General features: G+C 72.7%; 22 protein-coding genes and 2 pseudogenes. 4 read left to right on the top strand and 20 right to left on the bottom strand.

Features of this window, described 5'->3' with window-relative positions; genetic code table 11:
* Positions 1-83 precede the first annotated feature (83 nt).
* The 4 genes and pseudogenes from ACFV88_RS15510 to ACFV88_RS15495 all read right to left on the bottom strand — a co-directional run.
* Positions 84-229, bottom strand: a pseudogene (locus tag ACFV88_RS15510) (IS5/IS1182 family transposase); the annotation flags it as partial.
* Positions 229-588 (bottom strand): annotated as a pseudogene (locus ACFV88_RS15505) (IS5 family transposase); the annotation flags it as partial. The pseudogenes ACFV88_RS15510 and ACFV88_RS15505, both read right to left, overlap by 1 nt.
* Positions 589-610: 22 nt before the next feature.
* Positions 611-853, bottom strand: coding sequence for a DUF5133 domain-containing protein (locus ACFV88_RS15500; RefSeq protein WP_385490845.1), 243 nt, complete (start codon positions 851-853; stop codon positions 611-613).
* A 148-nt stretch (positions 854-1001) separates the two neighbouring features.
* Complete coding sequence (locus tag ACFV88_RS15495) at positions 1002-2768, bottom strand: dihydroxyacetone kinase subunit DhaK (RefSeq protein WP_385490843.1); 1767 nt, start codon at positions 2766-2768, stop codon at positions 1002-1004.
* A 365-nt stretch (positions 2769-3133) separates the two neighbouring features.
* Between ACFV88_RS15495 and ACFV88_RS15490 the strand changes: the two genes are divergently transcribed.
* The gene (locus ACFV88_RS15490) at positions 3134-4327 is read left to right on the top strand and encodes an alpha/beta hydrolase family protein (protein ID WP_385490840.1); all 1194 of its coding nucleotides are present in this window, start codon (positions 3134-3136) and stop codon (positions 4325-4327) included.
* A 221-nt stretch (positions 4328-4548) separates the two neighbouring features.
* Here the strand turns inward: ACFV88_RS15490 and ACFV88_RS15485 are convergent, their stop codons facing one another.
* Positions 4549-5034, bottom strand: coding sequence for an STAS domain-containing protein (locus ACFV88_RS15485; protein WP_385490837.1), 486 nt, complete (start codon positions 5032-5034; stop codon positions 4549-4551).
* 334 nt (positions 5035-5368) lie between these two features.
* On the opposite strand from ACFV88_RS15485, the gene ACFV88_RS15480 reads away from it, so the two are divergent.
* Positions 5369-6253: an ANTAR domain-containing protein gene (locus ACFV88_RS15480; protein ID WP_385490835.1), complete on the top strand. Its 885-nt coding sequence runs from the start codon at positions 5369-5371 to the stop codon at positions 6251-6253.
* Positions 6254-6275: 22 nt separating this feature from the next.
* Here ACFV88_RS15480 and ACFV88_RS15475 read toward each other — a convergent pair whose 3' ends face one another.
* From ACFV88_RS15475 to ACFV88_RS15420, 12 genes are all read right to left on the bottom strand, one after another.
* A complete protein-coding gene (locus ACFV88_RS15475) occupies positions 6276-6593 on the bottom strand; it encodes a muconolactone Delta-isomerase (RefSeq protein ID WP_385490833.1) in 318 nt (105 codons plus the stop codon).
* A 54-nt stretch (positions 6594-6647) separates the two neighbouring features.
* Positions 6648-8126 (bottom strand): aldehyde dehydrogenase, encoded by a 1479-nt coding sequence (locus tag ACFV88_RS15470; protein ID WP_385490830.1) that lies wholly within the window; start codon positions 8124-8126, stop codon positions 6648-6650.
* Positions 8123-9178, bottom strand: a complete 1056-nt coding sequence (locus ACFV88_RS15465; protein ID WP_385490827.1) for an ABC transporter ATP-binding protein — start codon at positions 9176-9178, stop codon at positions 8123-8125. The genes ACFV88_RS15470 and ACFV88_RS15465 overlap by 4 nt, the downstream gene beginning before the upstream one ends.
* A complete protein-coding gene (locus ACFV88_RS15460) occupies positions 9175-10215 on the bottom strand; it encodes an ABC transporter ATP-binding protein (protein WP_385490825.1) in 1041 nt (346 codons plus the stop codon). The genes ACFV88_RS15465 and ACFV88_RS15460 overlap by 4 nt, the downstream gene beginning before the upstream one ends.
* A gap of 15 nt (positions 10216-10230) precedes the next feature.
* The gene (locus ACFV88_RS15455; RefSeq protein ID WP_385490822.1) at positions 10231-11178 is read right to left on the bottom strand and encodes an ABC transporter permease; all 948 of its coding nucleotides are present in this window, start codon (positions 11176-11178) and stop codon (positions 10231-10233) included.
* Positions 11179-11197: 19 nt separating this feature from the next.
* A complete protein-coding gene (locus ACFV88_RS15450) occupies positions 11198-12148 on the bottom strand; it encodes an ABC transporter permease (protein WP_385490819.1) in 951 nt (316 codons plus the stop codon).
* Between the two features lie 13 nt (positions 12149-12161).
* Positions 12162-13808, bottom strand: coding sequence for an ABC transporter substrate-binding protein (locus ACFV88_RS15445; RefSeq protein WP_385490816.1), 1647 nt, complete (start codon positions 13806-13808; stop codon positions 12162-12164).
* Positions 13805-15415, bottom strand: a complete 1611-nt coding sequence (locus tag ACFV88_RS15440) for a phytoene desaturase family protein (RefSeq protein ID WP_385490814.1) — start codon at positions 15413-15415, stop codon at positions 13805-13807. Before ACFV88_RS15440 ends, ACFV88_RS15445 begins: the two co-directional genes overlap by 4 nt.
* 52 nt (positions 15416-15467) lie before the next feature.
* A complete protein-coding gene (locus ACFV88_RS15435) occupies positions 15468-16451 on the bottom strand; it encodes a membrane dipeptidase (RefSeq protein ID WP_385490811.1) in 984 nt (327 codons plus the stop codon).
* A gap of 44 nt (positions 16452-16495) precedes the next feature.
* Complete coding sequence (locus ACFV88_RS15430; protein ID WP_385490808.1) at positions 16496-17215, bottom strand: aspartate/glutamate racemase family protein; 720 nt, start codon at positions 17213-17215, stop codon at positions 16496-16498.
* Positions 17216-17608: 393 nt separating this feature from the next.
* Positions 17609-18457 carry an IclR family transcriptional regulator gene (locus tag ACFV88_RS15425; RefSeq protein WP_385490805.1) on the bottom strand — a complete coding sequence of 283 codons (849 nt, stop codon included), beginning with the start codon at positions 18455-18457 and terminating at the stop codon, positions 17609-17611.
* A 169-nt stretch (positions 18458-18626) separates the two neighbouring features.
* A complete protein-coding gene (locus ACFV88_RS15420) occupies positions 18627-19268 on the bottom strand; it encodes a TetR/AcrR family transcriptional regulator (protein WP_385490802.1) in 642 nt (213 codons plus the stop codon).
* Positions 19269-19361: 93 nt separating this feature from the next.
* Here ACFV88_RS15420 and ACFV88_RS15415 point away from each other — a divergent pair, with 93 nt between their 5' ends.
* Positions 19362-20402 carry a zinc-binding dehydrogenase gene (locus ACFV88_RS15415; protein WP_385490800.1) on the top strand — a complete coding sequence of 347 codons (1041 nt, stop codon included), beginning with the start codon at positions 19362-19364 and terminating at the stop codon, positions 20400-20402.
* Here the strand turns inward: ACFV88_RS15415 and ACFV88_RS15410 are convergent.
* Together ACFV88_RS15410 and ACFV88_RS15405 are read right to left on the bottom strand one after the other, a co-directional pair.
* Positions 20357-21625 (bottom strand): sulfite oxidase, encoded by a 1269-nt coding sequence (locus ACFV88_RS15410; protein ID WP_385490798.1) that lies wholly within the window; start codon positions 21623-21625, stop codon positions 20357-20359. The genes ACFV88_RS15415 and ACFV88_RS15410 overlap by 46 nt on opposite strands.
* A gap of 314 nt (positions 21626-21939) precedes the next feature.
* The gene (locus ACFV88_RS15405; protein WP_385490796.1) at positions 21940-22713 is read right to left on the bottom strand and encodes a class I SAM-dependent methyltransferase; all 774 of its coding nucleotides are present in this window, start codon (positions 22711-22713) and stop codon (positions 21940-21942) included.
* A gap of 383 nt (positions 22714-23096) precedes the next feature.
* On the opposite strand from ACFV88_RS15405, the gene ACFV88_RS15400 reads away from it, so the two are divergent.
* Entirely contained in the window at positions 23097-23804 is a 708-nt protein-coding gene (locus tag ACFV88_RS15400) for a L,D-transpeptidase (protein ID WP_385490793.1), read from the top strand.
* 86 nt (positions 23805-23890) lie between these two features.
* Here the strand turns inward: ACFV88_RS15400 and ACFV88_RS15395 are convergent.
* Positions 23891-24784 (bottom strand): DUF11 domain-containing protein (locus ACFV88_RS15395; RefSeq protein WP_385490791.1); only part of this gene is annotated, 894 nt, incomplete at its 5' end.

Genomic DNA, 24784 nt, shown 5'->3' with positions numbered 1-24784 from the left:
GATTCAGGACAGGTGGGATTCGCTGCCGGACTGATCTCGCCGATCGGATGCCGTCACGAGTGTTTCCGCTGCACTGAGCTTCTTCAGCGTTGCAGCTCCGGCGTGAGGACCGCCTTGGCGATTGACGGTTAGGGCTGCATCGGGACCTGCGGAAGATCCGCCAGGACTTCAGGCGGGCAACGCAACGTTGGACGGGTGCGCGTGCCGCGGCCAGGGCACGGTTGCCGGTCCCGTCGGCCGCCCCCTTTTGAGGGCACCGGCAGCGTGCTGATGAGCCCGGCTGACTGTGGAGTCAACCGAAACGGTCCACTCCACAGCCACGACGGAGTCGTCGCGGACCTGGACCTGTTCAAGCAAGCGAGCCCAGGTCCCGTCCGTCTCCCAACGGGCGAACCGCTCATAGACCGTCTGCCAAGGCCCATGACGTTCGGGCAGGTCACGCCACGGAGCCCCTGTCCGCAACCGCCACAGCACTCCGTTGATCACCTGCCGGTGATCCCGCCACGGACGCCCCCGCCCGTCCACACCCGGCAACAACGGCGCCATCCGGTCCCACGCCGCATCCGTCAACTCACCACGACCAACCACAAGATCAATTATCAGACAGGCCCTAGCGCGGGCCGGGGCCGCGGGGGGCACGTGCGGAGCGGGACGGGTCCGGGTGGGTGAGCAGACGGCGAGCGGTGGCCAGGGCCTTCGTCTCGTCGCGGACACCGGTCAGGACGCAGAGCGTGTAGACGGTGCCCTCGATCCCGGGGCGGGCCGTGAAGTCCATGAGGGCGTCGAGGCTCCGGAGCCGGTCGTAGCGGTCCACCAGCTCGCGCAGGACGTCGGGGTCGGCCTTCAGCGCCATGGGCCCTCCTCGGGTCGGCGTTCACCCCGGGCGTCCCTCCGATGGTGCGGCGCGGGACCGGACCCCGCCACCTCGGGCGGGCGGACACGGGCGGGCAGCGCACACCCGGGGCGTCGGAGGTCCCGCTTCGGTGCGGGAGGGCGGCGGGTCAGCCCGGGACCTCGGCACGGGTGACCCGGGCGGGGTCGGGCAGCAGGGCGGCCGGACCCGGTTCGTGGACGCGTGCCAGTGCGATGAGGACCAGGGCGACCGCCACCGCGCCGGGATCGGGCAGGCCGGTGCCGTGTTCGCCGGTGTAACTGGCCCTGCCCCGGCGGGCGGGAAGCGCGGCGCTGGCGAGGGCGCCGTCGACGGCGGCCCGCGCCGCAGCGGTCACCGCCCGGTCGTGGGTGTTCGGTGGCGCGGCGGCGAGGCACCGCACGGCCGGGGCGAGGGCGTCGAGCAGGGTGCGGTCACCGGGCACGGCGCCGCCGACGGCGCTGATCCGGGTGAGCGCCTGGCGAAGGGCGGCGGCCAGCTGGCGGACGTCGGGCGGTGTGCGGTCGGCGACGGGCTCCAGGGCGGTGAACAGGACGCCGAACAGCGGGCCGCTGGAGCCCCCCACCCGGTCACGGAACGTGTCGGCGAGCGCGGCCGTCCCCGCGAGCCGGTGCTCCCGGGCCCGGCGTGCGGCGGCCGTGACACCACCGCAGAAGTTGTCGCCGAAGTCGCCGTCCCCCGATGCCTGGTCGAGGGCGGTGAGGTCGGCGTGCGCCGCCCGGCACATCCGGTGCAGTTCCTCCAGGAAGGCGCCCACGGCCCGGGGTGCGCCGGCGGGCGGCGCGTCGAGCGGGGCACCGCGGAACTCCGTCGGGGGCGTGAGCAGGATGTTCCCGGGGTCCACCGCGCCGGGCAGGCGCAGCGGTGTGTCCGTGGGCGCCGTCCACAGTTCCAGCCACCCGGGGGCCAGCCGGGTGAGGGTGATGCTGAACCCGGCCATGTCCAGCGCGGTGGCGTAGACGCCCGCGGCCAGGGAGCGCACCCGTACGCCGCGGGCGGTCAGGTCCTCGTGGACCAGCGCGCTGACCGCCCGCAGTTCCAGCTCACCGGTGCCGCCCAGCCCCGACACCACCGCGATCACTCCTTCCGCGGGCCCGGTCCCGGGGTGCGGGAGGCCGGCCAGCAGTTCGTCGAGCATGTGACGGACGGTGTCCGCAACGGGCCGGGACGCCGGGGCGGTGCGGGCCGCCCGCTCGCCGTGGATGCCGACGCCGTAGTCCAGGGTGCCCGGCGGCAGGGCGAACGCGGGCGATCCGAGCGCCGGGGAGGTGTGGGCGCGGGCGCAGACCGCGAGACTGCGCGTGGCCGCGACCACCCGGGCACCGAGGTCGGCCAGTGCCCGAGGGCCGGCGCCCCGGTCGGCCATCGCCCCCAGCATCTTCTCCACGACCAGGACGCCGGCCGTTCCGCGCCGCCCCTCGGCCGTGCCCGCGGTGGCGAGGTCGTCGTCCACCACCACTTCGGCGACCCCGGTCCCGGCGGCCCGGAGCCGCTCCGCCGCGAGGGCGAAGTTGATCCGGTCCCCGGTGTAGTTCTTCACGATCAGCAGGACCCCGTCCCGTACGCCGTCCCGTACACGGTCCCGTCCGCCGAGTTCGGTGGCGGCCCGGGCCGCCGCCTGCACCTGAGCGCCCGTCGGGGACGTGAACACCGGGCCCGGCACCACGGCGTCCAGCCCGCCGCGTCCCAACAGCCCCACGTCGAGCGGCTCGTGTCCGGCTCCGCCCCCGGCGACCAGTGCCACCCTGCGTTGCGGGTCCGGTCGCGTCGCCAGGAGGTACAGCGGGTCCGGGCACACCCCGATCCCGGGGTGGGACAGTGCCAGCCCCCGGCAGGCCGTCAGCACGGCCTCGCGATCGGGTAGGAAGAAGCTCATCGGGACCTCCAGGGGCGGGGCCGCGCAGGAGCGGCACCCGGGGCTACCGCGGGGCGGCACCCGGCGCGACCGGGCCGTACGGTCCGCCCGGGGGACTCCGCCCGGATCCTCATTGTCACCTGTGGTGGGGCGACCGCAACGCGAACGGGACCGGCACCCGCTCCGCGCCACCCGGGCGACTCCGGTGGCGCGTGGTGCGCACCGCCGGGCCGGCGTCCGGCGGTGCCGCCGGGTCAGCCTGGAGGTGGACCGGGGGTGGGCCCCAGGGAGGAGGGCGGCAGGGTTCAGGGCCCGACCTGTGAACGACCATGCTTCAGCTGTGGAGTTGACGATCACTCACCCCGCTCCCGTCTAGCGTCGACCGCATGACCAGAACCCGACGCGGTGCGGTGGCCGCGCTGCTCGCCCTGTCCATGACCCTGCCCCTCGTCCAGGCGGCCACGGCCGCCGCACCGCCCGGCGCCGACACCACCGCGGTCTCGGCCGCGGCCCGCAAGGCCGCGCCCGTCACGCTCTCCCGACCCACCGGTCCCCACTCCGTGGGCGTGTCGACCCTGCACCTGACCGACCCGTCCCGTACCGACCCGTGGGTGCCGGGGGCCGGGGCACGGGAGTTGCTGGTGTCCGTGCACCACCCCGCCCGCGCGCACACCGGCGGCCGGGCGGAGCGGTATCTGAGCACCGCCGAGGCGCAGGCGCTGGCCGAGGGCGGCAGCCTGCCGACGGGCAGCGCGGACCTGCTGGCCGGGACCCGCGGCTGGGCGCGTCAGGACGCGCAGCCGGCCAAGGGGCGGTTCCCCCTCGTGGTCCTCTCCCCCGGCTTCGGAACGACGCGCAAGACCCAGACGATGCTCGCCGAGGACCTTGCCTCCCGGGGGTACGTCGTGGCTTCCGTGGACCACGCGTACGAGTCGGTGGCCACCGAGTTCCCCCGCCGGGGCCTGCTGCCGTGCGTCGCCTGCCAGAAGACGGAGAGCGGGGAGGTCCCCCACGCGTCGGTGACCGCAGGGCGCGCCCGCGACGTCTCGTTCGTCCTCGACCGGCTCACCGGCCCGACCGCCGTCCGGAAGTACGCGGCGATGATCGACGCTTCGAGGATCGGCATGGTCGGGCACTCCATCGGCGGGGCCTCGGCCGCGAGCACCATGGCCCAGGACCCGAGGGTGGACGCCGGTGCGAACATGGACGGCACGTTCTTCACGCCGCTCCCCCGCGAGGGGCTGGGCGGCCGGCCGTTCCTGCTGCTGGGCGCCGAGAGCTCCGGGCCGGGCAGCGGTGACGCCAGTTGGGACGAGGCGTGGCAGCGGCTGGACGGCTGGAAGCGGTGGCTCACCGTGACCGGCACCCAGCACTCGACCTTCAGCGACGAGCCCGTGCTCGCCGCTCAGATCCCCGGGTGGCCCGTCGTGCCCGGCGCCCTCCCGGGCCACCGGGCTGCGGAGATCACCCGTACCTATGTCGCGGCCTTCCTCGACCGGCACCTCAAGGCCGCGCACCGGCCCGTCCTGGACGGCCCCACCCGGGCGAACCCGGAGGTCGTCTTCCACGCGCCCCGCTGAGCCCGGGGCGCCGCGGCCCGTGCGTGCGCGAGGTCCCGCACTGGGTGTGGGCGGGACCCACCGCGACACGGGGTCGCGGGAGGTCGCCCGGCCGGTCCCGCCAGCGGCCGGGCGGCCGGTTCCGGTTGCGGCCCGCGTCCGCCGGGACGAGCCGATCAGCGGCATCCGTCGTCCACCCGCCGCGCCCGCGGTCCACGGCACTTCGGCGCGCCCGGTCCCCCTCAGTCCGCCTGGACCAGCGCCGCCACGAGGAGCGAGCCGAGGACCGTGCCACCGGCGAGGGTGAGCACGGGCCGCTTCAGGACGCGTTCCCAGTAGCCGTACAGGGTGCCGGTCAGGCCCGGGCCCCCGTCGATGCCCCTGGTGCCCGGCGACGGAGGCAGCAGCGGGGACCCCGTGAGACGGAGCAGCCGGTCGACGAGGGGCTGACGGCTTCCGCAGAGGGAGAAGGCCACCTTGCGGCGGGCCGCCGTGACGGCCGCCCCCTCCAGGTGTCGCAGGCCTGCGCAGTCGAGGAGTTGGAGGTCGGTCAGGTCGATGCGGATGCCGGCCGGCCCGCACGCCAGGACGAGCTCGACCACGAGGTCGAACTCGGGACCCGATTCGACGTCCAACTCGCCCCCGATGCGAAGGGTGGCCCACACCGGGTCCGACGCCGGCCCCGGGGCGAAGGTCGTGCGGTGCACGAAGGCCGGGTTCCCGCTCACGCCGGGGCCGGTGTGGGTCGCAGCGGTTGGACGGGGGCCAGTGGCAGGGCGGGCCCGCCGGCCGCGACCGGTGCGGGGCACCGGCCCCGGATCTGCCGTTTCCCCTGGTGGGGACGGGTGGGGCTCACAGCGGACGACGTACTCATGGGCCAACTCCAGGCACACGGAACCACAGGGCTGGGGCGGTATCGTGGGGGGCCGATCGCGAACGAGGGCTCACCCACGCACCGGGTGGACCCCGGGCCCCACGGTTGTGCCTGCTTTCCGAAGCACCTGCTGCGCACCTGCCCCCGCACCACCCTCGCAAACCCAGCCTCCCGTGGAGTGACGAGCGATGCACCAGGAAGCCCCGAAGAGACCGGACCGGGAACCCCCGCACGAGCGCGCCGGAGACCGGCGGAACGGAACCGTCCCCTCCGAGGAGCAGCGTGCCGAGCTGCGGAACCGCGTCCTGGCGCGCGGCGCGGTGGCGGCGGCCGAGGACGTCCTGCTGGAGCGCTATCGTCTCGCCTCGCCGCAGGAGGCGTTCGCGTTGCTGCGCGCGGCGTCGCAGCACCACAACGTCAAGCTGCACACCCTCGCCGACGCCGTGGTGCGCGTGCCCGGGCCCGCTCCCGGGGCGCGGGTGTGGTTCCCCGGCCGGGCGCGCAACGTCCCGCCGCCGCTGCCCTGGCGGATCGACCGGGACGGTCAGGTGAAGCTGCCCACCGTCCTCAAGGGTGCGCTGCACCGCGTCCTGGAGATCACGGGCACGGACATGGGGAACGTCCAGTTGGCGGAGGGCGGCGTCCTCAGGATGGCGGCGCACACCGGTCTGGACCAGCAGTTCACCGATTACTTCGCCTTCGTGGAGGGCCCCACCACCTCCTGTGCGCACGCGGCCCGGGAGCGGCGACAGGTCACCGTCCGCGAGGTGGGCACGGAGGAGCTGTTCGACGAGCACTCCCGGCGGGTCATCCTGCGGGCCGGGAGTCGTGCCTGTCACAGCGTCCCGCTGGTGAGCCCGCTCGGCGCGCTCGTGGGCATGGTCTCCTCGCACCACTCCCGGCCGTTGACCGGTCCGTCCCCCGGGCAGCTCGGTGCCCTCCAGGAGACCGGTACCGCCGTGGGGCGTTGGCTGTCGTGGTACCGACGCACCACCGTCCTGGACGCCCTCGAACACCTGCATGCGGGGGCGACCGGCGCGACGGCCCCGGAGCGTCCGCGGCCCGGGCGGTGACGCCGCCCGGGCGCCGGACTCCTCAGGCCCCGTCGGACTCGCGGCGGGCCGGTGGCGTGCCGGGGCCGGGGTCGACCGGGTGGCTGGCCATGGCGTGGACGGTGACGTCCATCCAGGGCCACACCGGTAGCGAGGAGATGATGGTGTGCATCTCGGTGGGGTCGGCGGCCCGCCACAGGCCCCAGTTCTCGGTGCGGCCGGGTACGCGCCACATGCGGACGAGGTGACCGGAGGCGACGAGGTCGGCCGCGCGCAGGCGTTCCGCTTCGGATACGGCCTCCTTGCGGTCGGGGTCCATGCCCTCGGGCCATGAGATCTGGATGTTGACGAGGAATTCCACGGTCTTCCTTGGGGTGGTGCGCGTCGTGCGTGGACGCGCGGCGGAACAGCGAGGTCAGTGGGCGAAGGGGTCGGCCGGGGTGCCGTGCTCGGTGACGATCGACTTGGTCTGGAGGAACTCGGCGACCGCCTCGACGCCGTTCTCCCGTCCGCTGCCGGACTGCTTGTAGCCGCCGAACGGAACGCTCCAGTGCAGCAGCCGGTACGTGTTCACCCAGACCACGCCGGCCTGGAGGCGGCGGGCCACCCGGTGGGCGCGGGCGCCGTCGCGGGTCCAGAAGCCGGCGGCCAGGCCGAACTCCAGGGAGTTCGCGCGTTCCACCGCTTCGTCCTCGGTGTCGAAGGGGTGGACGGTGACCACGGGGCCGAACACCTCCTCGCGGCAGACCGCGAGGTCGACGTCGGCGTCGACCAGCACCGTCGGCTCGTACCAGAAGCCGTGCTCGGCGCCGGCGACCTGCGCGCGCCGACCGCCCGTCACGGCCTTCGCGCCGTGGCCGCGCGCGTCGTCCACGAAGGACTCGATGCGGGCGAGCGCGGTGGCGGAGGCCACCGGGCCGATGTGGGTGCGCGGATCGCGGGGGTCACCGACGCGCAGTGCGCGCACCGCGCTCGCGTACCGGTCGACGAACTCGGCGTACACCTCGCGTTGGACGAGGATCCGGGAGCCGGCGACACAGGTCTGTCCGGCGGCCGAGAAGGCGCCCTGGCGGGCGGCGCTGACGGCCGCGTCGAGGTCCCCGTCGGCGAAGACGAGGTGCGCGGACTTGCCGCCCGCCTCACAGACGTAACGTTTCATCTGTGCTGCGGCCCTGGCTCCGAGGGCCCGGGCGACCGTGGTGCTCCCGGTGAAGGTCACCATGGCGACATCCGGGTGCTCCACCAGCCGTTGGCCCTCCTCGGCGCCGCCGATCAGCACGCTGACCACTCCGGGCGGGAACCCCACCTCGATGGCCAGTTCCGCGAGGCGGACGGAGGACGCGGGGGCCTGCGGCGGTGGTTTGAGGATCACCGTGTTGCCGGCGGCCAGGGCCGGCGCGAGTTTCCACGAGCCCAGCGAGAGCGCCCCGTTGAAGGGGGTCAACGCGGCGACCACGCCCAGCGGTTCCCGGGTGACCAGGGCGTCCGCGGTGCCGCTCAGCGCACGGGAGCGACTCTCCAGCGTTTCGGCCACCGCTGCGAAGTAGCGGTACCAGCGGGCCAGGGCCGCCACCTCCCCCCGGGTGGCCGTGAGCGGCTTGCCGTTCGCCAGCGTCTCCCACGCGGCGAGTTCCTCGGTGTGGGCGACCAGGGCGTCCCCGAGCCGGTACAGCAGATCGGCGCGGGCGTGCGCGGGCAGCCCGGCCCAGGTCGGGTCGAGGAAGGCGGCACGGGCGCCGCGCACGGCGTCCTCCACCGCGTCCGGGTCCAGGTGCGCCCGGGCCCAGGTCCGCCCGGTGGCCGGGTCGACCAGGGGCACCGGCGTACCGGCGGGTGCCCGGCGACGGCCCCCGGTGTGGGAGGTGAAGTCTTCGGCCGTGGGTGAGGGGTTCATGGGGCCTGGGTCCTTTCCGCGGACAGGGCGTCGCGCACGGCGGGGGTGTCGAAGTGGTGGCAGGCCACGGTGTGTCCTTCGGTTCCGGTGGGTGTCTGGGGTGGTGCGTCGCCCTCCCGGCACACCTGCGTGGCGAAGGGGCAGGAGCGTTGGAAGCGGCAGCCCGGCAACGGGGCCGCCGGGTCGGGTGGTTCGGCCCGGGTGCGCACGGCGCTGCCCGGCCCCGGCGCCCTGGGGTCCGGCACGGGGACGGCACTGAGCAGGGCGTGGGTGTAGGGGTGGCGCGGCGCGGCGAACAGCTCCTCGCACGGGGCGGTTTCCATGATCTTCCCGCCGTACATCACGATCACCCGGTCGGAGAGGTGGCGCACCACGCTCATGTCGTGGGAGATGAAGAGGAAGCTCACGTCGCGGTCGCGGCGCAGGTCCTTCAGGAGGTTGACGATCTGGCCCTGGATGCTGACGTCGAGGGCCGAGACGATCTCGTCGCAGACGATGAAGCGGGGTTCCACCGCGAGGGCGCGGGCGATCGCCGCTCGCTGGCGCTGGCCGCCGGAGAGCTCGTGCGGGTACCGGTCGGCGAGCTCCGGGCGGAGCCCGACCTGGCCGAGCAGTTCCTCGACCCGCTCCGCGGCCTGTTCGCGGGGCACGGTCCGGTGCACGGTGACGACCTCGCGGATCGTCGCCCGGATGGTCATCCGGGGGTTGAGGCTCGCGTAGGGGTCCTGGTAGACGATCTGGGCGAGCCGTGGCAGGTGTCCGTCCCGTCGGAGTCGGTCCAGTTCACCACCCTGGACCCGGACGCTTCCGGAGGCGACGGGCGAGAGTCCGACGAGGGCCCGGCCCGTGGTCGTCTTGCCGCTGCCGCTCTCGCCGACGATGGTCACGATGCTGCGGGCCGGCACCGTGAAGGAGACCCCGTCGACGGCGTGCGCGGTGCCGGTCACCCAGCGCAGCACGCCGCTGCGGATCGGGAAGCGGACGGCGAGGTCGTCGACGACCACGGCGTCGGGTGCTGCGGTCCCGGTGGCTGCTGCTGCTTCGACGCTCATGCGCCGTCTCCCGTCGCACGGCCGCCGGTCGACGCCGCGGCGCGGTCACCGGTCGGGATGGTGAACGGGCAGCGGACGAGGTGCCCGGGGTCGTTCGCGGTCACGGGGATCAGGTCCGGAACGGAACGCTCGCACTGCGCGTGGGCGGTGGTGCACCGGGGTTGGAAGGCGCAGCCCGGTGGTGGTGCGGCGGGGTCGGGCGGGAAACCGGGGATGGCGGGCAGTCGGTCCACGCGGTCCCGGTCCATCCGGGGGATCGACTCCATCAGGGCGCGGGTGTAGGGGTGTCCGGGCGCGTCGAACAGTGCGGTGGTGGGCGCCGTCTCCACGATCCGTCCCGCGTACATGACCGCGATGCGGTCGGTGATGCCGGCGACCACGCCCAGGTCGTGGGTGATCAGGATCAGTGCCATCCGGAGTTCCTTGCGGAGCCGGTCGATGAGCTGGAGCACCTGCGACTGGATGGTGACGTCGAGTGCGGTGGTGGGTTCGTCGGCGATGAGGACCTGGGGGTCGCGGCTGATCGCCATGGCGATGAGGACGCGTTGGCGCATGCCGCCGGACAGTTCGTGCGGATGGTTGCGCAGGCGTTCCCGGGCCGAGGGGAGTCCGACGAGGTCGAGGAGTTCGGCGCACCGGTCGGCGGCGGCGCGCCGGCTCAAACCGTCGTAGTGGATCAGGGGTTCGGCCATCTGCGCGCCCACCGTCATGGCGGGGTTGAGTGCGGACAGCGCGTCCTGGGAGATCAGGCCGATGCCGGAGCCGCGGACGGTGCGCATCTGTCGGGGGGTGAGCCGGGTGAGGTCCTTGCCGTCGAAGTCCACCCGGCCCGAGATGTCGACCCCGCTGTCGCCCAGCATCCGCAGGACCGCGAGCATGGTCTGGCTCTTTCCGCACCCCGATTCGCCGACGACGCCCAGCGATTCGCCCGCCGCGACGCTGAACGAGACGTCGCGGACGGTCTCCAGGGGCTCGCCGTGGCCCGCGTTCCGGCCCCGGTGGGCGACCTTGAGGTGTGCTACGTCCAGGATGGTCATGGTGGTTCCCTCCCGCTAAGCCAGTTTGATCTTGGGGTTGAAGTACGCCTGGACCACGTCCACCAGGAAGTTGATCAGTACGAAGGCGATGGCGATCACCAGGATTCCGCCCTGGACGAGGGGGATGTCCCGGGTGGAGATGGCCTGGTGGAGGGCGAGTCCGATGCCCGGCCAGGAGAAGACCGTTTCGGTGAGGACCGCCCCGCTCAGCAGGAAGCCCGCCTGGAGGCCGATCACCGTGACGACCGACGGCATCGCATTGGGCAGTACGTGGCGGACGATCACGCGGAACTCGCTGACGCCGCGCGAGCGTGCGGTGCGCACGTAGTCGTTGCCGATGACTTCCAGCACCGAGGAGCGGGTCATCCGGGCGATCACGGCGAGCGACCAGGCGGCGAGCGTGGTCACCGGGAGCACCATGTGCGCGGCGACGTCCAGGGCGCCTCCGCCGCCGATGGAGGTCATCCCGGTCGCGGGCAGCACGCGCAGTTGGAGCGAGAAGACGACGATCAGCACCAGTCCGAACCAGAACGAGGGCACGGAGTTGAAGAACAGGACGCCCACCGTCAGTCCGCGGTCACGGGCCGAACCCGGTTTCTGCGCGGCCCAGGTCCCGATCGCCACCCCGACGACGGCGGCCACCACGATGGCGGTGCCGGAGAGCAGCACCGTGTTGAGCAGCCGTTCGGACAGGACTTCGGAGACCGGTCGGCCGAAGGAGAGCGAGCGGCCCAGGTCCCCGCCGAGGAGGTTGCCCAGATAGCTGAAGTAGCGGGCGAGGGCGGGTTCGTCCAGGCCCAGGTCCTCGCGCAGGGCCTGGCGGTCCTCCTCCGACGAGGTCGGGCCCAGCAGCGCGCTGGCCTGGTCGCCGGGGATGATCTGGCCGAGGCCGAAGGTGGCGACGGTCACCCCGAGGATGACCGGGAGCATCTGTAGGGCGCGGCGCAGGGTGAAGGTCAGCATGCCGTTTCTCCAGGACTGTTCATGACCGGCTCCACCGGGTCCGTAGCGTGGTCTTGGCGGGCCCCCGGGCACCGCGGGCGGCGCGTGACTGCCGGGTGCGCGGGTCGAGGCGGTCGCGGATGCCGTCGCCCAGCAGGTTGAAGCCGACGGCGAGCACCACGATCGCGAGCCCGGGGATGGTGGCGACGTGCTGCGCCGTCACCAGCAGGGCGCGCCCGCCGCTGAGCATCTGGCCCCAGTCGGGGGCGGGCGGTTGGGCGCCCAGGCCGAGGAAGGCGAGGCTGGAGCTGAGGATGACGTTGCGGCCGGTCTGGAGGGTGGCGAAGACCGTCAGGCCGCCGAGCAGGTTGGGGGCGATGTGGCGGAACGCGATGCGCAGGTGGCCGTACCCGAGTGCGCCGGCGGCCTCCACGTACTGTTCCTGCCGCAGGGAGACGACGTATCCGCGGACGATCCGGCCGAATTCGGGGACCGTCACCACCACCATGGCGATGATCATCGAGGTGGTGCCGGGGCCGAGCGCCACGCTGATGCCGAGCGCGAGCAGGATGCCCGGGAACGAGAACATCACGTCGAAGATCCGCATCAGGGTGCTGTCGAGCCAGCCGCCGACGTAGCCGGAGAGCAGTCCCAGACAGCCGCCGACCACCAGGGCGAGCAGGGTGGGCAGGACCGCGACGAGGAGGGCGAGGCGGGCTCCGTGCATCAGCCGGCTGAGGATGTCGCGGCCGACCTCGTCGGTGCCGAGCAGATGGCCTTCGCTGAGCGGGCCGAGCCCGACGGACGAGGGGTTGGTGGCGAGCGGGTCGTAGGGGGCGATGACCGGTGCCAGGACCGCTACGAGGACGGTGGCGGCGACGATCGCGCCCCCGATGACGGCGGTGGTGTTGCCGCCGGCGAGGGGGCGCAGTCGGGCGCGCCAGCGGGGGCGCGGGGCCGGGGCGGTGTCGGGTGCCGCAGTGGTGTGCATGTCTGTTGCCTCCCTACCGGCGGCGGATGGTGGTGTAGTCGACGTAGACCGACGCGGCGGGGGTGACGCCCCGGACCTGGTGGCTGAGGACCCGCGGCAGTCGGTCCTGGTACAGGAAGAGCCAGGGGGCGTCGGAGGCGATGGTGGTCGCGGCGTCCTGGTAGAGCGCCATGCGGCGGCGGTCGTCCCGTTCGCCGCGGGCCCGGTCGAAGAGCGCGTCGACGTCCGGGTTGCGGTACCAGCCGCGGTTCACCCCGTCGGGGGGATGCAGGGCGCCACTGAACATGCGTTCGAGGAAGTCCGCGGCGTCGGCGCCGGTGGTCCAACCGTTGAAGGAGCCGTGGGTGCGGTCGTCGTACCCCTTGCCCTCCACGGCGACCAAGGAGGCGAACTCCATGTACTGGAGGTCGAGTTGGACGCCAACCGCCTTGAGGTCCTGTTGGACCAGGGACATGATCTCGGTGGCCTGGGAGAATCCCGGTCCGCTGTCCGGGGCGAGCAGTTTCAGCCGCACCGGCGTCTTCACCCCGCTCTCGCGCAGGAGCTGCCGGGCCCGGTCCGGATCGTGAGCGTACGCGGCGTTCCCGCCGGCGGCTCGGGTCCGGTCGTCGGTGTACGCCTCGTTGCCGCGCGGCAGGGGGCCCGTGGACGGGGACACCTGGCCGCCGGTGAGGGTGGCGATGGCCGCGCGGTCCACGGCGTGGTTCAGGGCCTGCCGGAAGGTCGTGTTGTCGGTGGGCGCGATCTTGGTGTTCAGCCGGAGGAAGTACTGGTTCGCCGGTTCCGGGTACTGGACGGACATGACGTCGTCGTGGGTGAGCTGTTGGACCTGTTGGGCCCCGGCGCTCAGGATGGCGTCCACTTCACCGGTCTGGGCGGCGATGGCCAGGGTGGTGGGGTCGGTGACCGACTCCACGATGAGGGAGGGGGCCGCGGGCGCGCCGCCCCAGTAGGCGGTGTTGCGCTTCATCTTGATCCGTTTGCCGTGGTCGGCCTCCTGCTGGGCGAAGGGGCCGGTACCGACGGGGTGGAGTCCGATGTCGTCGGGGCGGTGCTCGCGCAGCGCCCGGGGGCTGACGATGGACATCCGGCGGTCGGTGAGCAAGCGCGGGAGTCCGGCGTAAGGTTGGGTGAGCCTCAGGGACAGGGTGTGTGCGTCCACCACCCGGACGGATTCGATCCAGCGGGTCAGGAACTTCATGTTCCCGCTGGCCGTCGCGTCGTAGACGTCCGCCGTCTCGTCCGTGATGCGGTCGAAGTTGACCTTGACGGCGGTCGCGTCGAAGGCCGCTCCGTCGGCGAACGCCACGCCCTTGCGGAGGGCGAAGGTGTAGGTACGGGCGTCCGGGGAGACCTTCCAGGACTCGGCCAGGGCGGGGCGCAGGGCGGGTGCCCGGTCGGTCTTGGTGCCCAGCTCCTCCCGGATGAGGGGGTCGAACAGCGCGTCCACCAGGCGCAGGCCCACGGTCCCGGAGAGTCGGTGCGGGTCCAGGGCGGGTATCTCGCCCTCGGCTCCGATGACCACGGTGTGGGCGTCGCGGCCGAATCCGGGGTTGGTGCTGCATCCGGTGAGGAGCACGGCGGCGACCGCACAGCCGATTCCGGTACGCAGCCTTCTTCTTCGTGGGTGCGCGCGCACTCTGCGGTGCGAAAGCCTCATGCTGGTCGCCTTCGTTCGTCGGAGAGGTCGTGGAGGATCGCGGTGGCCGCGTTCCTGCCGGGTGTTCCGGTGACGTAACCGCCGGGCCAGGTCCCCGCACCGGTGACGTAGAAGCCGTCGAGCGGGGTGCGGTAGCCCGCCAGGGCCGGATGGGGGCGATTGCCGAAGAGGCTGTGGGGGAGCATGTCGCCGTGGGTGATGTTGCTTTCGACGAGCCCCAGTTCGCTTTCGATCTCCACCGGGTTCATCAGCCGGTGGTCGACGATGCGGTCCGCCAGGCCCGGCATCAGCTGCGAGAGCTCTTCGATGCAGGTCCTGCCGAACTCCTCGGTCCGCCGGGCGTCCCAGTCCCCGTCGTGCGGGCGGTAGGGGGCGTGCCAGGCGTTGACGCTGAGGAGGTGGGTGTTCCCGGGGGTGAGTCCGGGGGAGGTGAGGGTGGGTATCAGTCCCCACATCAGGGGCCGGGGCGAGGGGTGTCCGGCGCGGGCTTCGCGGACGGACTCCTCGATCTGGCCCAGGGAGGAGCCGACCCGGAACTGACAGGCCCGCACCCGGTCGGGGTCGACCTCGGGGTCGAGTCCGGCGTAGGCGGGCAGCGCGTCGACTTCGAGGACCAGTTTGAACGCGGAGCCCCGCATCTCGGTCCCGGTCACGGCGGACCGGACGGACGCCCCCATCGCCGCGTCGTCGAGCAGGTCGCGGAAGAGGTGGACCGGGTTGACGGCCGCCACCACCCGGTCGGCGGTGATCTCCTCGCCGGTGGCGGTGACCACGCCGCGGGCGGACTCCCCGTCGTGGAGGATGCGCGCCACCGGTGTTCCGGTGCGGATCTCCACGCCGTGGCGGCGGCAGCTGCCCTCCAGGGCGTCGACGATCGCACTCATGGACCCCACGGGCAGTCCGGTGGAGCCGCGCAGCGCCACCCGCTCGGCCGCCTGGCCCGGGTGCCCGCCCGCCGCGGTGGCGGCGAGGGCGAACGGGCGCATCATCAGTCCGACGGCCGTGCCGGGGGCCGAGGGCGGGACGAGGTGCGCGTTCAGGGCGAGCATCCCGAGCAGCGCCTTGGCCTGGTCGGACCGCAGGTGCGCATGGAGCAGCTCGGTGAGGCTGCCGTCGAAGACGGCGGCGAACAACTCCCGTTCGTCGCGGTCGGTCAGTCGTCCCCGCAGTGCGTCCAGGGTCGGCGGCGGCTCGTCCAGTCGGACTCCGAGGCGCGCGCCGAGTCGTTCCAGGGAACGGATCAGTCCCCGGTAGCGGCGGGCCTCGCCCGGGGCGAACCCGTCGAGCTGACGGTCGACCAGGGTCGGGTCGCGCCAGCCGAGGAAGCAGCGGCCGTCGAATTGTTGGACGACCGTGGGGTCCGCCCTGACGAACCTCAGGCCGTGCTCGGCGAGCGCCAGTTCGTGCACCACGGCGGGATCGAGGGAGCCGGGTGAGTTGGTGAAGGCGAGTCGGCGTCCCGGCAGGAACTCGTAGCCGCCGCAGGGCCCGCCGAGCGCCGGGCGGGATTCGACCACGGCGACGCTGAGTCCGGCCCGGCCCAGATAGGCCGCCGTCACCAGCCCGTTGTGACCGCCTCCGACGACCACCGCGTCAAACCGGTTCATGACTCGCCCAGCCCCTTCGTGTTCGTCGTGTTCGTGTATTTCGCCGTGCGGGTCAGTTCTGCGGGACGGCCGAGAATCCGTCGTCGAACATCCGGAGCCAATTCCCGCCGGAGATCTTCTCGACCTCCGCGGCGCTGAATCCGCGGGTGCGCAACCGTTCCAGGACCTGGGCGTAGCCACGGCCCGCGGCGAACCATTCGGGGAATTCGACCGGTCCGGAAATGGGGACCATCGGCTTGCGGCTCCAGCGACCCTGCCGCCACCAGTGGAGTTCCTCGTCGCCCTGCCCCGCGTAGTAGTCGGAACCGAGTCCGACGTGGTCGACGCCGATCAGTTCGACGGTGTAGGCGATCATGTCGCAGAATTCCTCGACGGTGCAGTCGACTCCGTTGGGGGCGATGCGGGGATACATGCTCAGGCCCACCACACCGCCCTTCTCGGCGGCCTTCTTCAGGACCGTGTCCGACTTGTTGCGGAAACGCAGTTCCACGTTTTCGCCGACGAATTCGCGGGGGTTGGCGTGGGTGACGGCGACCGGACGTTCCGATGCCTCCAGGGCTTCGAGTGACGTCCGCTCGTTGCAGTGGGAGATGTCGATCAGCATGCCGACCTGGTTCATCTCGCGGACCAGATTGACGCCGTACGTCCGGGAGAGCCCGGCGTCGTCGCCCTCCCAGCAGCCCGCTCCCGCGGAGTTCTGGGTGTTGTACGTCAACTGGGCGATGCGCACGCCGGCCTGGTGGAAGGCGCCGACGAGGTCGAGGTCGTCCTCGAACGGGCTGCTGTTCTGGAACCCGAGGACGACCGCGGTGCGCCCGTCCCGCTCGGCCGCCCGGAGGTCGTCGCCGGAGCGGCCCTCACCGAGCAGATCGGCGTTCTCGGCGAGCAGTCGCTGCCAGCGGCCGACCTCCCGCAGGGTCTCGGTGGAGTCCTCCCAGATCGCCACGGTGGCGTGGACCGCGGTGATCCGGGCGGCGTGCCACTCCTCGAAGCGTTCGCGGGAGGGCTTGACGAACTGGAGTGCGTCTACGAGCACGGTTGACTTCCTCTACTGGTCTGGCAGGGGGGAACGGGATCGGTTCAGAGCCGGCCGAGTCGGCCCAGGGTCGCGATCTCGTCGCGCAGCCCGAGGTGGCGCAGCGCCTTCCACAGCGATGCCTGGTTGCTGGTCACCACCGGCAGACCGGTGTCCATCTCCAGGTAGGGCAGGACGTCGAAGGTGCGGTAGGTGCCGCAGGAGATCAGCAGGGCGTCCGCGTCGGGGGCCGCCCGGTGCAGGCGTCGGCCCAACCGGTAGGCGCTGTCCGCGTCGTGCACGCTGGCCTCGTAGGGGTCGGTCATCTGGAGGCCCTCCATCACCGGCACCTCGAAGCCGAGCGCGGTGAGGTAGTCCCGTAGGGCGTCGTTGACCTCGTCGGTGTAGATGCTGCCGACGGCGACGGAGGTGGCGCCGACCGCCCGCAGGGCGTCCACGGTCGCCTGCATCATGGTGATGGCGGGGATGCCGGTCTCGGCCGTGATCTCGTCGGTGACCTTCTCGTCGGTGCCGGGTCCCGGGATGAAGGTGCCCGGGGCGCCGCACTGCACGATCAGGTCGACCTTGGCGGTCGCCAGCTGCCGCGAGGCTTCCAGTACCTGGCTCATCATCTCCTTGAGCCCTTCCGCGTCCACGCGGGGGACGATGGTCCGCGCATCGGCGAACGCGACGCCCGTGGGGGCCACGGAGCGCCACTCCTCGGCGCCTTCGATGGCCGTGGCCGGACGGATCTGACCTATTCGTGCACGCCAACCGAGCAACATATGCGACTTCTCCTCAACAACTGACGGTGTGGGGAACGGTCGTGACTCCGGGTCGGGTTTCGCCCGAGGCCCCGGGGTACGGAGGGACCCGGGCTACGGGCCCGGGAGGGAACGACACGGGGGAATCCGGCCGCCCCCAGAACGGCCACCGATGATCTGGGACAGTGGACCAGATCCTCGTTCGGCACAACGTACCGACGGCTTCAAGCCAGGTCAATGGGGTGCGCACAGGCGAAAAACGAACACTTAGGCCACCGGGCGCACGAAGAACGTGACGAGCGCGAAGAACACCACGGGCACGAAGAAGCCGCACCGAGTACTCGGTGCGGCTGGTTCACAGGAACGGCGCGGGGGCGGGGCGACGGTGGTCCCGCGCGGGCGCCCCCCGGTGGGCTACGCGGGCAGGCGCCACCGGTCGGCGATCTGCGCGGCGGCCGACCGCAGCGCCGGGACCAGGTCCGTCATGCGCTCGTCGCTGAGCCGCGCCTCGGGCCCGTAGATGCTCAGCGCGGCGGTGATGCTCCCCTGGGTGCCGATGGGGACGGCGACCCCGCAACCACCGGTGATCCACTCTCCTCGACTCAACGCGTAGCCGCGCCGTCGGGCGTCGGCGATGCGCTCGACGACCTCCCGGGAGTCGGCGGGCGGGCCGCCGTCTCCCGACTCGCGGGCGCGCACCAGCCGTTCCAACTCCGCCTCGGGCACCATCGCGAGCAGCACCCGGCCGGTGGCGCCGGAGAACAGGGAGTAGGGCCGCCCGACGCCGGTGATCAACCGCAGCGGTTGCGAACTCTCCGCCTCGAAGACGGTCACGCGTCGACCGTCGACCACGGTGGACACGCACGCCGTCTCCCCGGTGACCGCGGCGATCCGGGTGGTGGCCTCCGCCGCCGCGCCCACCAGGTCGCTGTTCGCGGCGTGCTTCCAGGCGAGAGTGAGCGCGGCCGGGCCGATGACGTACTTGCGGGAGTGCTCCTCCAGGACCGCCAGGCCCACGCGCTCCAGGGAGACGAGGATGCGCTGCGTCGAACTCTTGCTGATGGCCAGATCGCGACTCAACTCGCGCACCCCGCGGGGCCGGTCGGCCTCGGCGATCGCCTTGAGGACGGCCAGGGCGTGGTCCACGATCTGCACCGTGGCGCCACCGGCCGGGGCGACGGGCTCGTCCGCAGCGGAGGCGGGCCCGCTCGCACGACCCGACGGGGCCGACTCCGCAGGCTCCGGCCCGTGCTCGGTCGCCATGGCGGCCGGTCCTCTCCCTGTGCACGACGGAAGCCCGTTCCGGGCCCTTGCGCGAAGGGGGTCTCCGCCGTCGGTCAGTGCTGGATGACGTGATCGTTCGCGATTATCACACAGGGGCCACACGGAGTCACCCTCTCCGTGGGCCGTACGAGTGAGCCGCCCCGACGGGTCACCAACGCTCGGTGAGCAGGTCCGGGCCGGGCGGCCGACCCGGCAGCGGGGGGTGCCCCGCCCGCAGTCCGTCCAGGGCGATCGCGAGGGTGCGCTGACGGGCACTGACGGCCGCTTCGAGGAGGTCCGCCCGCTCCTGCTGCTCGAACTGCTCGACCAGGGAGGACTTCCCGAGCTGTTCGATGAGCAGCGCGACGTCCACCGCGGTGGCGTCGGCCCGCAGCACCCCGGCCTCGTGGGCACGCGCCACCAGGGCCAGCATCAGCTCCTCGGACCGGGTGAACCGCTCCGCCATCTCGTCGGTGACGGAGATCGTGCCGGCCAGCGACCCGAGCGCGCCGCCGCTGAACTCGACGGCGGCGCTCACGTAGTGGACGAGCCCCGCCCAGGGGTCCTCGTGTTCCAGCCCGTGTTCCGCGGCTTCGATCCACTGACCGAGCGAGAGCGTGCACAGGTGTTGGAACAGCTCCTCCTTGGTGCGGTAGCGGCGGTACAGGCTGGCGATCCCCACTCCGGCGCGGGCCGCGATCGTCGCCACGGAGGCGTGGGCGCCGTCCACCGCGAGGACCTTCTTGGCCGCCTCCAGCAGCGCACGGTCGTTGCGTTCGGCTTCTGCGTACCGGGGAGCTCGTCGGGCCATGGCCTCACTCTAGCGGCTTGCGAAGCGAATCACTCCGTTATACGTTTCCAAACGAAGCGAAGTTATCCGTTTGGATGCGTCTGGAGGGTTGCCGTGCTGGCCGTGGTGATGCAGGAGTTCGGAGCGCCACAGGTCCTGGAGGCGCGAGAGGTCGCGGAGCCGGAGCCGGGTCCCGGTCAGGTACGCGTCGACGTGGCCTACGCGAGCGTCACGTTCGTCGAGACCCAGGTGCGTTCCGGCACCGGTCCCTTCGGTCGGCCGCCGCTGCCCCGGGTGCCGGGCAACGGCGTGGGCGGACGCGTCACCGCCGTCGGCCCGGGAGTGGATCCCGCCCTGCGGGACGCGACCGTCGTCACCACGACGGGTGGCACCGGAGGGTACGCCGAACGCGCCCTGGCCCGGGCCGACGACGTGGTGCCGGTCCCCCCGGGCCTCGATCTGCGCGATGCGGTCGCGCTCCTCGCGGACGGCCGCACGGCGCTGCTGCTCCACCGCCAGGCGGCCGTCGAGCCGGGCGAGAAGGTCCTGGTGGAGGCCGCCGCGGGCGGCGTGGGCAGCCTCCTGGTGCAGTTGGCGGTGCACGCCGGGGCGCGCGTGGTGGGTGCGGCGCGCGGCGCCCGGAAGGCCGAGCTCATCGCCTCGCTCGGCGCCCGCCCCGTCGACTACTCCGAGGACGGCTGGCTCGACCGGGTCCGGGAAGCGGCCGACGGCGCTGTCGACCTCGTCTTCGACGGGGTGGGCGGCAGGATCGGCACCGAGGCGACCGACGTGCTGCGCCCCGGTGGCCGGATCAGCCGGTACGGCATGGCGAGCGGCGCGGACGCCGAGCCGGACGAGGCGGCGCTCGCCGCCCGGGGCGTCCGACCCCTCGTCCTGTCCGCGGCTCCGACGCCCGCCGAGACCCGTGCCCTGATCGGCGACGCCCTGCGGCTCGCGGTGCACGGCACCCTGCGGCCCGTGATCGGCCAGACCTTCCCCCTCGCTTCGGCGGCAGCAGCACACGCCGCCATCGAAGCCCGGGCCACCGTGGGCAAGACCCTGCTCGTCGTCGGGGACGTCGAGCCCGCGGGCGTCGAGGGGGACGTCGGTCAGGTCACCGTGACCGGGTGGCGGACCACCGCGTCGAACAGATAGCCCTGGGTGTTGTGCGCGGTGCTGAGCGGCTGGGTGCGGCCGGTGGTGTCGGTGGCGCGGGCCAGCAACACGGCGGGCCCGGGCACCGCGGGACGCCAGTCGGTGTGCCAGCGGGCCCATCCGGCGCGCCGGGGCGGGTCGAGGAGCCGCGCGGGCCGCCAGTGGTGGCCTCCGTCGACGCTGGTCTCGACCCGGACGACCCCACCGGCGCCGGACCAGGAACGGCCCGTCACCCGGTGCCGCTCCCCCGCCGGGAGGCTGGCGTTCCAGGGCAGTTCGATGGCCGTCTTGAGGGTCTGCCGGGTGAGCGGCGGGCTGCCCTCGGCCGGGTGGGTGGGGCCCCAGAGCCGGTAGAAGGCGGTGTTCCAGGGCGAGTAGAGCGGCTCGGCGGAGACCTCGACGTCACCGACCCACTTGATGGAGGCGATGCCGACCCACGAAGGAACGACGACGCGCACCGGGCTGCCGTGGTCGGGCGGGAGGGGTTCGCCGTTCATCTCGTACGCGAGGATGACGTCGTCCAGGGCCTTGGCGGCGGGCAACGGGCGGCGCACCCGGCCCAGGGACGCCCCGTCGGGCGTGACGTACTCGGCGTCGAGGCCCCGGGGCATCACGTCCACGGCGTCGCCTCGGATTCCGGCCCGGCGCAGGACGTCCGCCAGCCGTACCCCGCGCCACCGGGCGGCACCGATCGCGCCCAGCGTCCAGGCGGTGCCGGAGACGGGCTGCCCCTGCTGGCTCGCGAACAGGCTGCGCCCGTTGCCCGCGCACTCGACGACCGCACTGCGGGTGACGGTGGGCAGGGCCCGTAGGTCGTCCAGTCCGAAGACGGCCGGGTCGCCGCGGAGTCCGCTGCCCCACACGGTCAGGGTCCAGTCGTCCGGGTCGAGCGCGGGCGTGCTGGTGTGGTTGCGGACGAAGAACCGCTCGTTGGGGGTGTGGTAGCCGGTGCCCGCCAGTGCGTCGAACTTCGTCTCGGCGTTGGTGCCGCGCACGGTGAACCACTCGGGCGGCAGCGGTTTGCGGATGCCGGCGGCGGCGTGCGCCGGGGCCGCGGCACCCGGCAGGGCGGCCTGGAGTGCGGTGGGCAGGGCGCTCAGGGCGGCGCTGGCGCCGAGCAGGCGGAACAGGTCCCGCCGGGCGACGCCGTCGGCGCGGGCCCGACCGTCGAGCCACTGGCGCAGTCTGAGCCGGTCATAGCGGTGTTCGGGGGTGACGGGCACGGCGGTTCCCTCACGGACGGAACGGAACGGAACGGGAGGCGGACGGAGCGGCGCGCGGACCGTTCCGGTGCGGGACGGTGACCCGGTCGGGCGGATGCGGGCGGCGCGCGGGGTCGGCCTGGGGCTCGGGGTCGGCGTGGGGCTCGGGTCAACAACAGCCGTGCGCGGGGCGGGCGCAGCGGGCCGGTTCCGAGTGTCCGTGGCGAAGGGCCATGACGGTGATGGTACGACGGTGAGCCGGGGCGCACCGGGACTTCATCGAACCGGGCGGACCCGTTCCGTCGGGAGCGGACCCGCCCGGCGGGGAGCCGCGGTCAGGCCCGGCGGGCGACGACGACCATGCGGTCGTGGTCGGCGCGCAGCGGCCCGCCGTCCTCGCCGTGTCCGCTGACGTCGGTGAACCCGGCGGTGTGGAGCCAGTCCCGCAGTTCGGGGAAGGCGAACAGTCGTACGTGGAAGGAGAACGTGCGGGCCCGACCGTCGCGCACCACGGTCCGTTCCGCGTGCAGACGGGAGGTGAGCGGATCGAGGTGGTGCCGGTCCGCGAACAGGTCTCCGTCGTCGTGGACGGCGACCCGGGCGGGCCGGTGTCCGCGTAGGGCGGAGGTGAGGTTGTTCAGCTCCAGGATCACCCGGCCGCCCGGGCGCAGCGCCCGGGCGACGCCCCGCAGCACCGCGCGGTTGGTGTCGTCGTCGAAGTACCCGTACGCGGTGAACCAGTTGACGACCGCGTCGAACTCCCCGTCCCACGGCAGGTCGCGCATGTCACCCTGCCGGTAGTCGACGTGGACGCCCCGTGCGGACGCGTCGGCGCGGGCCCGGGTGAGGAAGGCCGGCGAGGAGTCGGTTCCGGTGACGGCGTGGCCCCGGGCCGCGAGGCGGTTGGCGATGCGGCCGTGCCCGCACGCCAGGTCGAGGACCCGGGCGCCGGGGCGGAGTTCCAGGAGCCGGACGATGAGGTCCGCGTCGGCTTCGCTGCGGTCGTCACCGACCTGACGTTCGTGTTCCGCCGGGATTCCGGGTCCGGCGTAGAAGTGCAGGTAGTCCTCGTCGTACAGGGCGGCGGCATCGAAGTCTTGGTCGGCCATGCGACGACGGTATGCGGACGGCCGCACACGGATCGACTGCATTTTCCGCGTACGCGTCCGGCCGGCGTCCGCATCAACTGGCTTTTCGGCCAGGAAGGTTGGCCCTCCCCGAAGGCGTGGGGGCACTCGTCCGCGGAACCCTGGAGGGACCCCGGGGTCGCTCGCATGGCGTAACGGCAGGTGCGTGGTCGGCGGTGGGCACGGAGGCTGGGGAAGGCGTCGGGCCCGCTGCGGGCCCGACGCGCAGTCGCTGGATCGTACGTCGGGGCCCGAGGAGAGGACCTGTGCCGATGTCCCAGCACCACCTGCGTAGGCGTCCACGGCGTGGTCCGGGATGGCGGAGGCGTTCACCCGTCGGTCCCGTCGACGGGCGCGCGGGCTCGGTGGCGACCGCGTGCGGCGTCCTGTCCGTGGTGTCGGCGCTGTCCGCGCTGGCCCTGCTCGCCGGTCCGGCCTCCGCCGCGCCCCGGCAGCTGGGGCGCACGCCCGGCCCGTCGGTCCGGCTCGTCGAGTGCGACCTGCGCGCGGGACCGTACCAAGAGGAGGCCGAGGAACACCTCGGGCTCCCCCGCGACGGCCTCCAGTCGGCCGCCGACTGCGCCGGGATCCAGCACTTCCAGTTCAGCAACGGCATGGAGACGGCCAACGGCTTCGCCGGGCCGGAGACGTGGCGGATGATCCAGTTCGAGCGGGCCGCCGCGGACCCGTCGAGCCTGAAGGGCTGCGCACCGGAGAAGGGGGTGGTGGTCTGCGTCGACCTCACCCGCCAGATCCTCTGGGTCACGAACGGCGGGCGAGTGGTCTACGGTCCGGTGCCGGCGCGATCGGGCGTGCGCGGGTACGCGACGCGGACCGGGCGGTTCGCGATCTACGAGCGGGTCGAGGAGGAGTGGTCCGACCTGTACGACTCGCCGATGCCGTTCAGTCAGTACTTCAGCGGCGGGCAGGCCCTCCACGGGAGTTACCGCGGCATCTGGGAGGAGCCCGGGTCCCAGGGTTGCGTGAACCTGCGCTACGCGGACGCCCAACGGCTGTGGCGGGCCCTACGGATCGGGGACACCGTACGGGTCTGGGGTGCACGCGACAGCTGAGCCGAGCGCCCGGGCGGCGTGCGCCGGGTACGAGAACGGCTCCCCCCGGCGTTGCGCCGGGGGGAGCCGTTCTCGTGGGCGAGCGGTCAGGCCGCGCGCTTGTCCTTGTCCTTGACGGTGACCGTTCCGTGCGTCGTGCAGCGCGGATCGGTGCTGTCCGCCGGGCAGTTGCTGCCCGGCGTCGGGGACACGACCGTGTTGTCGAGCTTCAGGTCGCCGAACGGACGGTCGTGGACCGTGACCGAGAACGTGATGGTCGCGGTCTCGTCCGGGTCGAGCTGGCCCTCCCAGCTCAGAACGGGTTCGTCGTAGGTGACGGTTCCCGTGGAGGCAGTGGCGTCGCCGTCGTAGTCGGCGTCGTCGAGCAGACCGCTGAGGTCGTCCGTGAAGGACGCCTCGGTGGTGGAGCCTCCGGTGTTCTTGACGGTGACGGTGTAGGACACCGTGTCACCGGGGCGGACGGTGGCGGGGCCGTTCTGCTTCTTGACGACCTCCACCGAGCCGACGGTGGTCGTGGTGGTGCTGGTGTTGTTGCCCGGGTCGGGGTCGTCCTCCTTGCCCGTCACCTTGGCGGTGTTGGTGATGCTCGTGGCATCCGAAGCGACCGTGCCGGTCACCTCGATCGTCACACTGTCACCGTTGGCCAGAGCACCACCGGTGCAGGTCAACACCCCACCACCGATGCCACAACCCGACGAATCCGTGGTGACACCCGTCAACCCCGCCGGAATCGAGTCGGTCAACGTCCAACCCGTCGAATCCTGCGGACCGTTGTTCGTCACCGTGATCGAGTACGTCACCTGCCCACCGGCGGTCACCGTGGCCGGGCCGGTCTTCACCACCGCAAGGTCCGCCTCGGGAGCGACCACGTCCGTGGTCTTCGTGCTGGTGTTGTTGCCCGGGTCGGGGTCGTCCTCCTTGCCCGTCACCTTGGCGGTGTTGGTGATGCCCGTGGCATCCGACGCAACCGTGCCGGTCAC

The organism is Streptomyces sp. NPDC059816, assembly GCF_042732055.1.
In the GTDB taxonomy this organism is placed as follows: Bacteria; Actinomycetota; Actinomycetes; order Streptomycetales; family Streptomycetaceae; genus Streptomyces.
This window is presented reverse-complemented; position numbering and strand designations above follow the sequence as displayed.

Bases quoted from the DNA above. Each gene is read 5' to 3' on its own strand.
- ACFV88_RS15500 (WP_385490845.1), bottom strand. From the start codon at position 853: ATGGCGCTGAAGGCCGACCCCGACGTCCTGCGCGAGCTGGTGGACCGC.
- ACFV88_RS15495 (WP_385490843.1), bottom strand. From the start codon at position 2,768: ATGAGCTTCTTCCTACCCGATCGCGAGGCCGTGCTGACGGCCTGCCGG.
- ACFV88_RS15470 (WP_385490830.1), bottom strand. From the start codon at position 8,126: ATGAACCCCTCACCCACGGCCGAAGACTTCACCTCCCACACCGGGGGC.
- ACFV88_RS15440 (WP_385490814.1), bottom strand. From the start codon at position 15,415: ATGAACCGGTTTGACGCGGTGGTCGTCGGAGGCGGTCACAACGGGCTG.
- ACFV88_RS15430 (WP_385490808.1), bottom strand. From the start codon at position 17,215: ATGTTGCTCGGTTGGCGTGCACGAATAGGTCAGATCCGTCCGGCCACG.
- ACFV88_RS15465 (WP_385490827.1), bottom strand. From the start codon at position 9,178: ATGAGCGTCGAAGCAGCAGCAGCCACCGGGACCGCAGCACCCGACGCC.
- ACFV88_RS15490 (WP_385490840.1), top strand. From the start codon at position 3,134: ATGACCAGAACCCGACGCGGTGCGGTGGCCGCGCTGCTCGCCCTGTCC.
- ACFV88_RS15455 (WP_385490822.1), bottom strand. From the start codon at position 11,178: ATGCTGACCTTCACCCTGCGCCGCGCCCTACAGATGCTCCCGGTCATC.
- ACFV88_RS15445 (WP_385490816.1), bottom strand. From the start codon at position 13,808: ATGAGGCTTTCGCACCGCAGAGTGCGCGCGCACCCACGAAGAAGAAGG.
- ACFV88_RS15420 (WP_385490802.1), bottom strand. From the start codon at position 19,268: ATGGCCCGACGAGCTCCCCGGTACGCAGAAGCCGAACGCAACGACCGT.
- ACFV88_RS15460 (WP_385490825.1), bottom strand. From the start codon at position 10,215: ATGACCATCCTGGACGTAGCACACCTCAAGGTCGCCCACCGGGGCCGG.
- ACFV88_RS15405 (WP_385490796.1), bottom strand. From the start codon at position 22,713: ATGGCCGACCAAGACTTCGATGCCGCCGCCCTGTACGACGAGGACTAC.
- ACFV88_RS15480 (WP_385490835.1), top strand. From the start codon at position 5,369: ATGCACCAGGAAGCCCCGAAGAGACCGGACCGGGAACCCCCGCACGAG.
- ACFV88_RS15425 (WP_385490805.1), bottom strand. From the start codon at position 18,457: ATGGCGACCGAGCACGGGCCGGAGCCTGCGGAGTCGGCCCCGTCGGGT.
- ACFV88_RS15450 (WP_385490819.1), bottom strand. From the start codon at position 12,148: ATGCACACCACTGCGGCACCCGACACCGCCCCGGCCCCGCGCCCCCGC.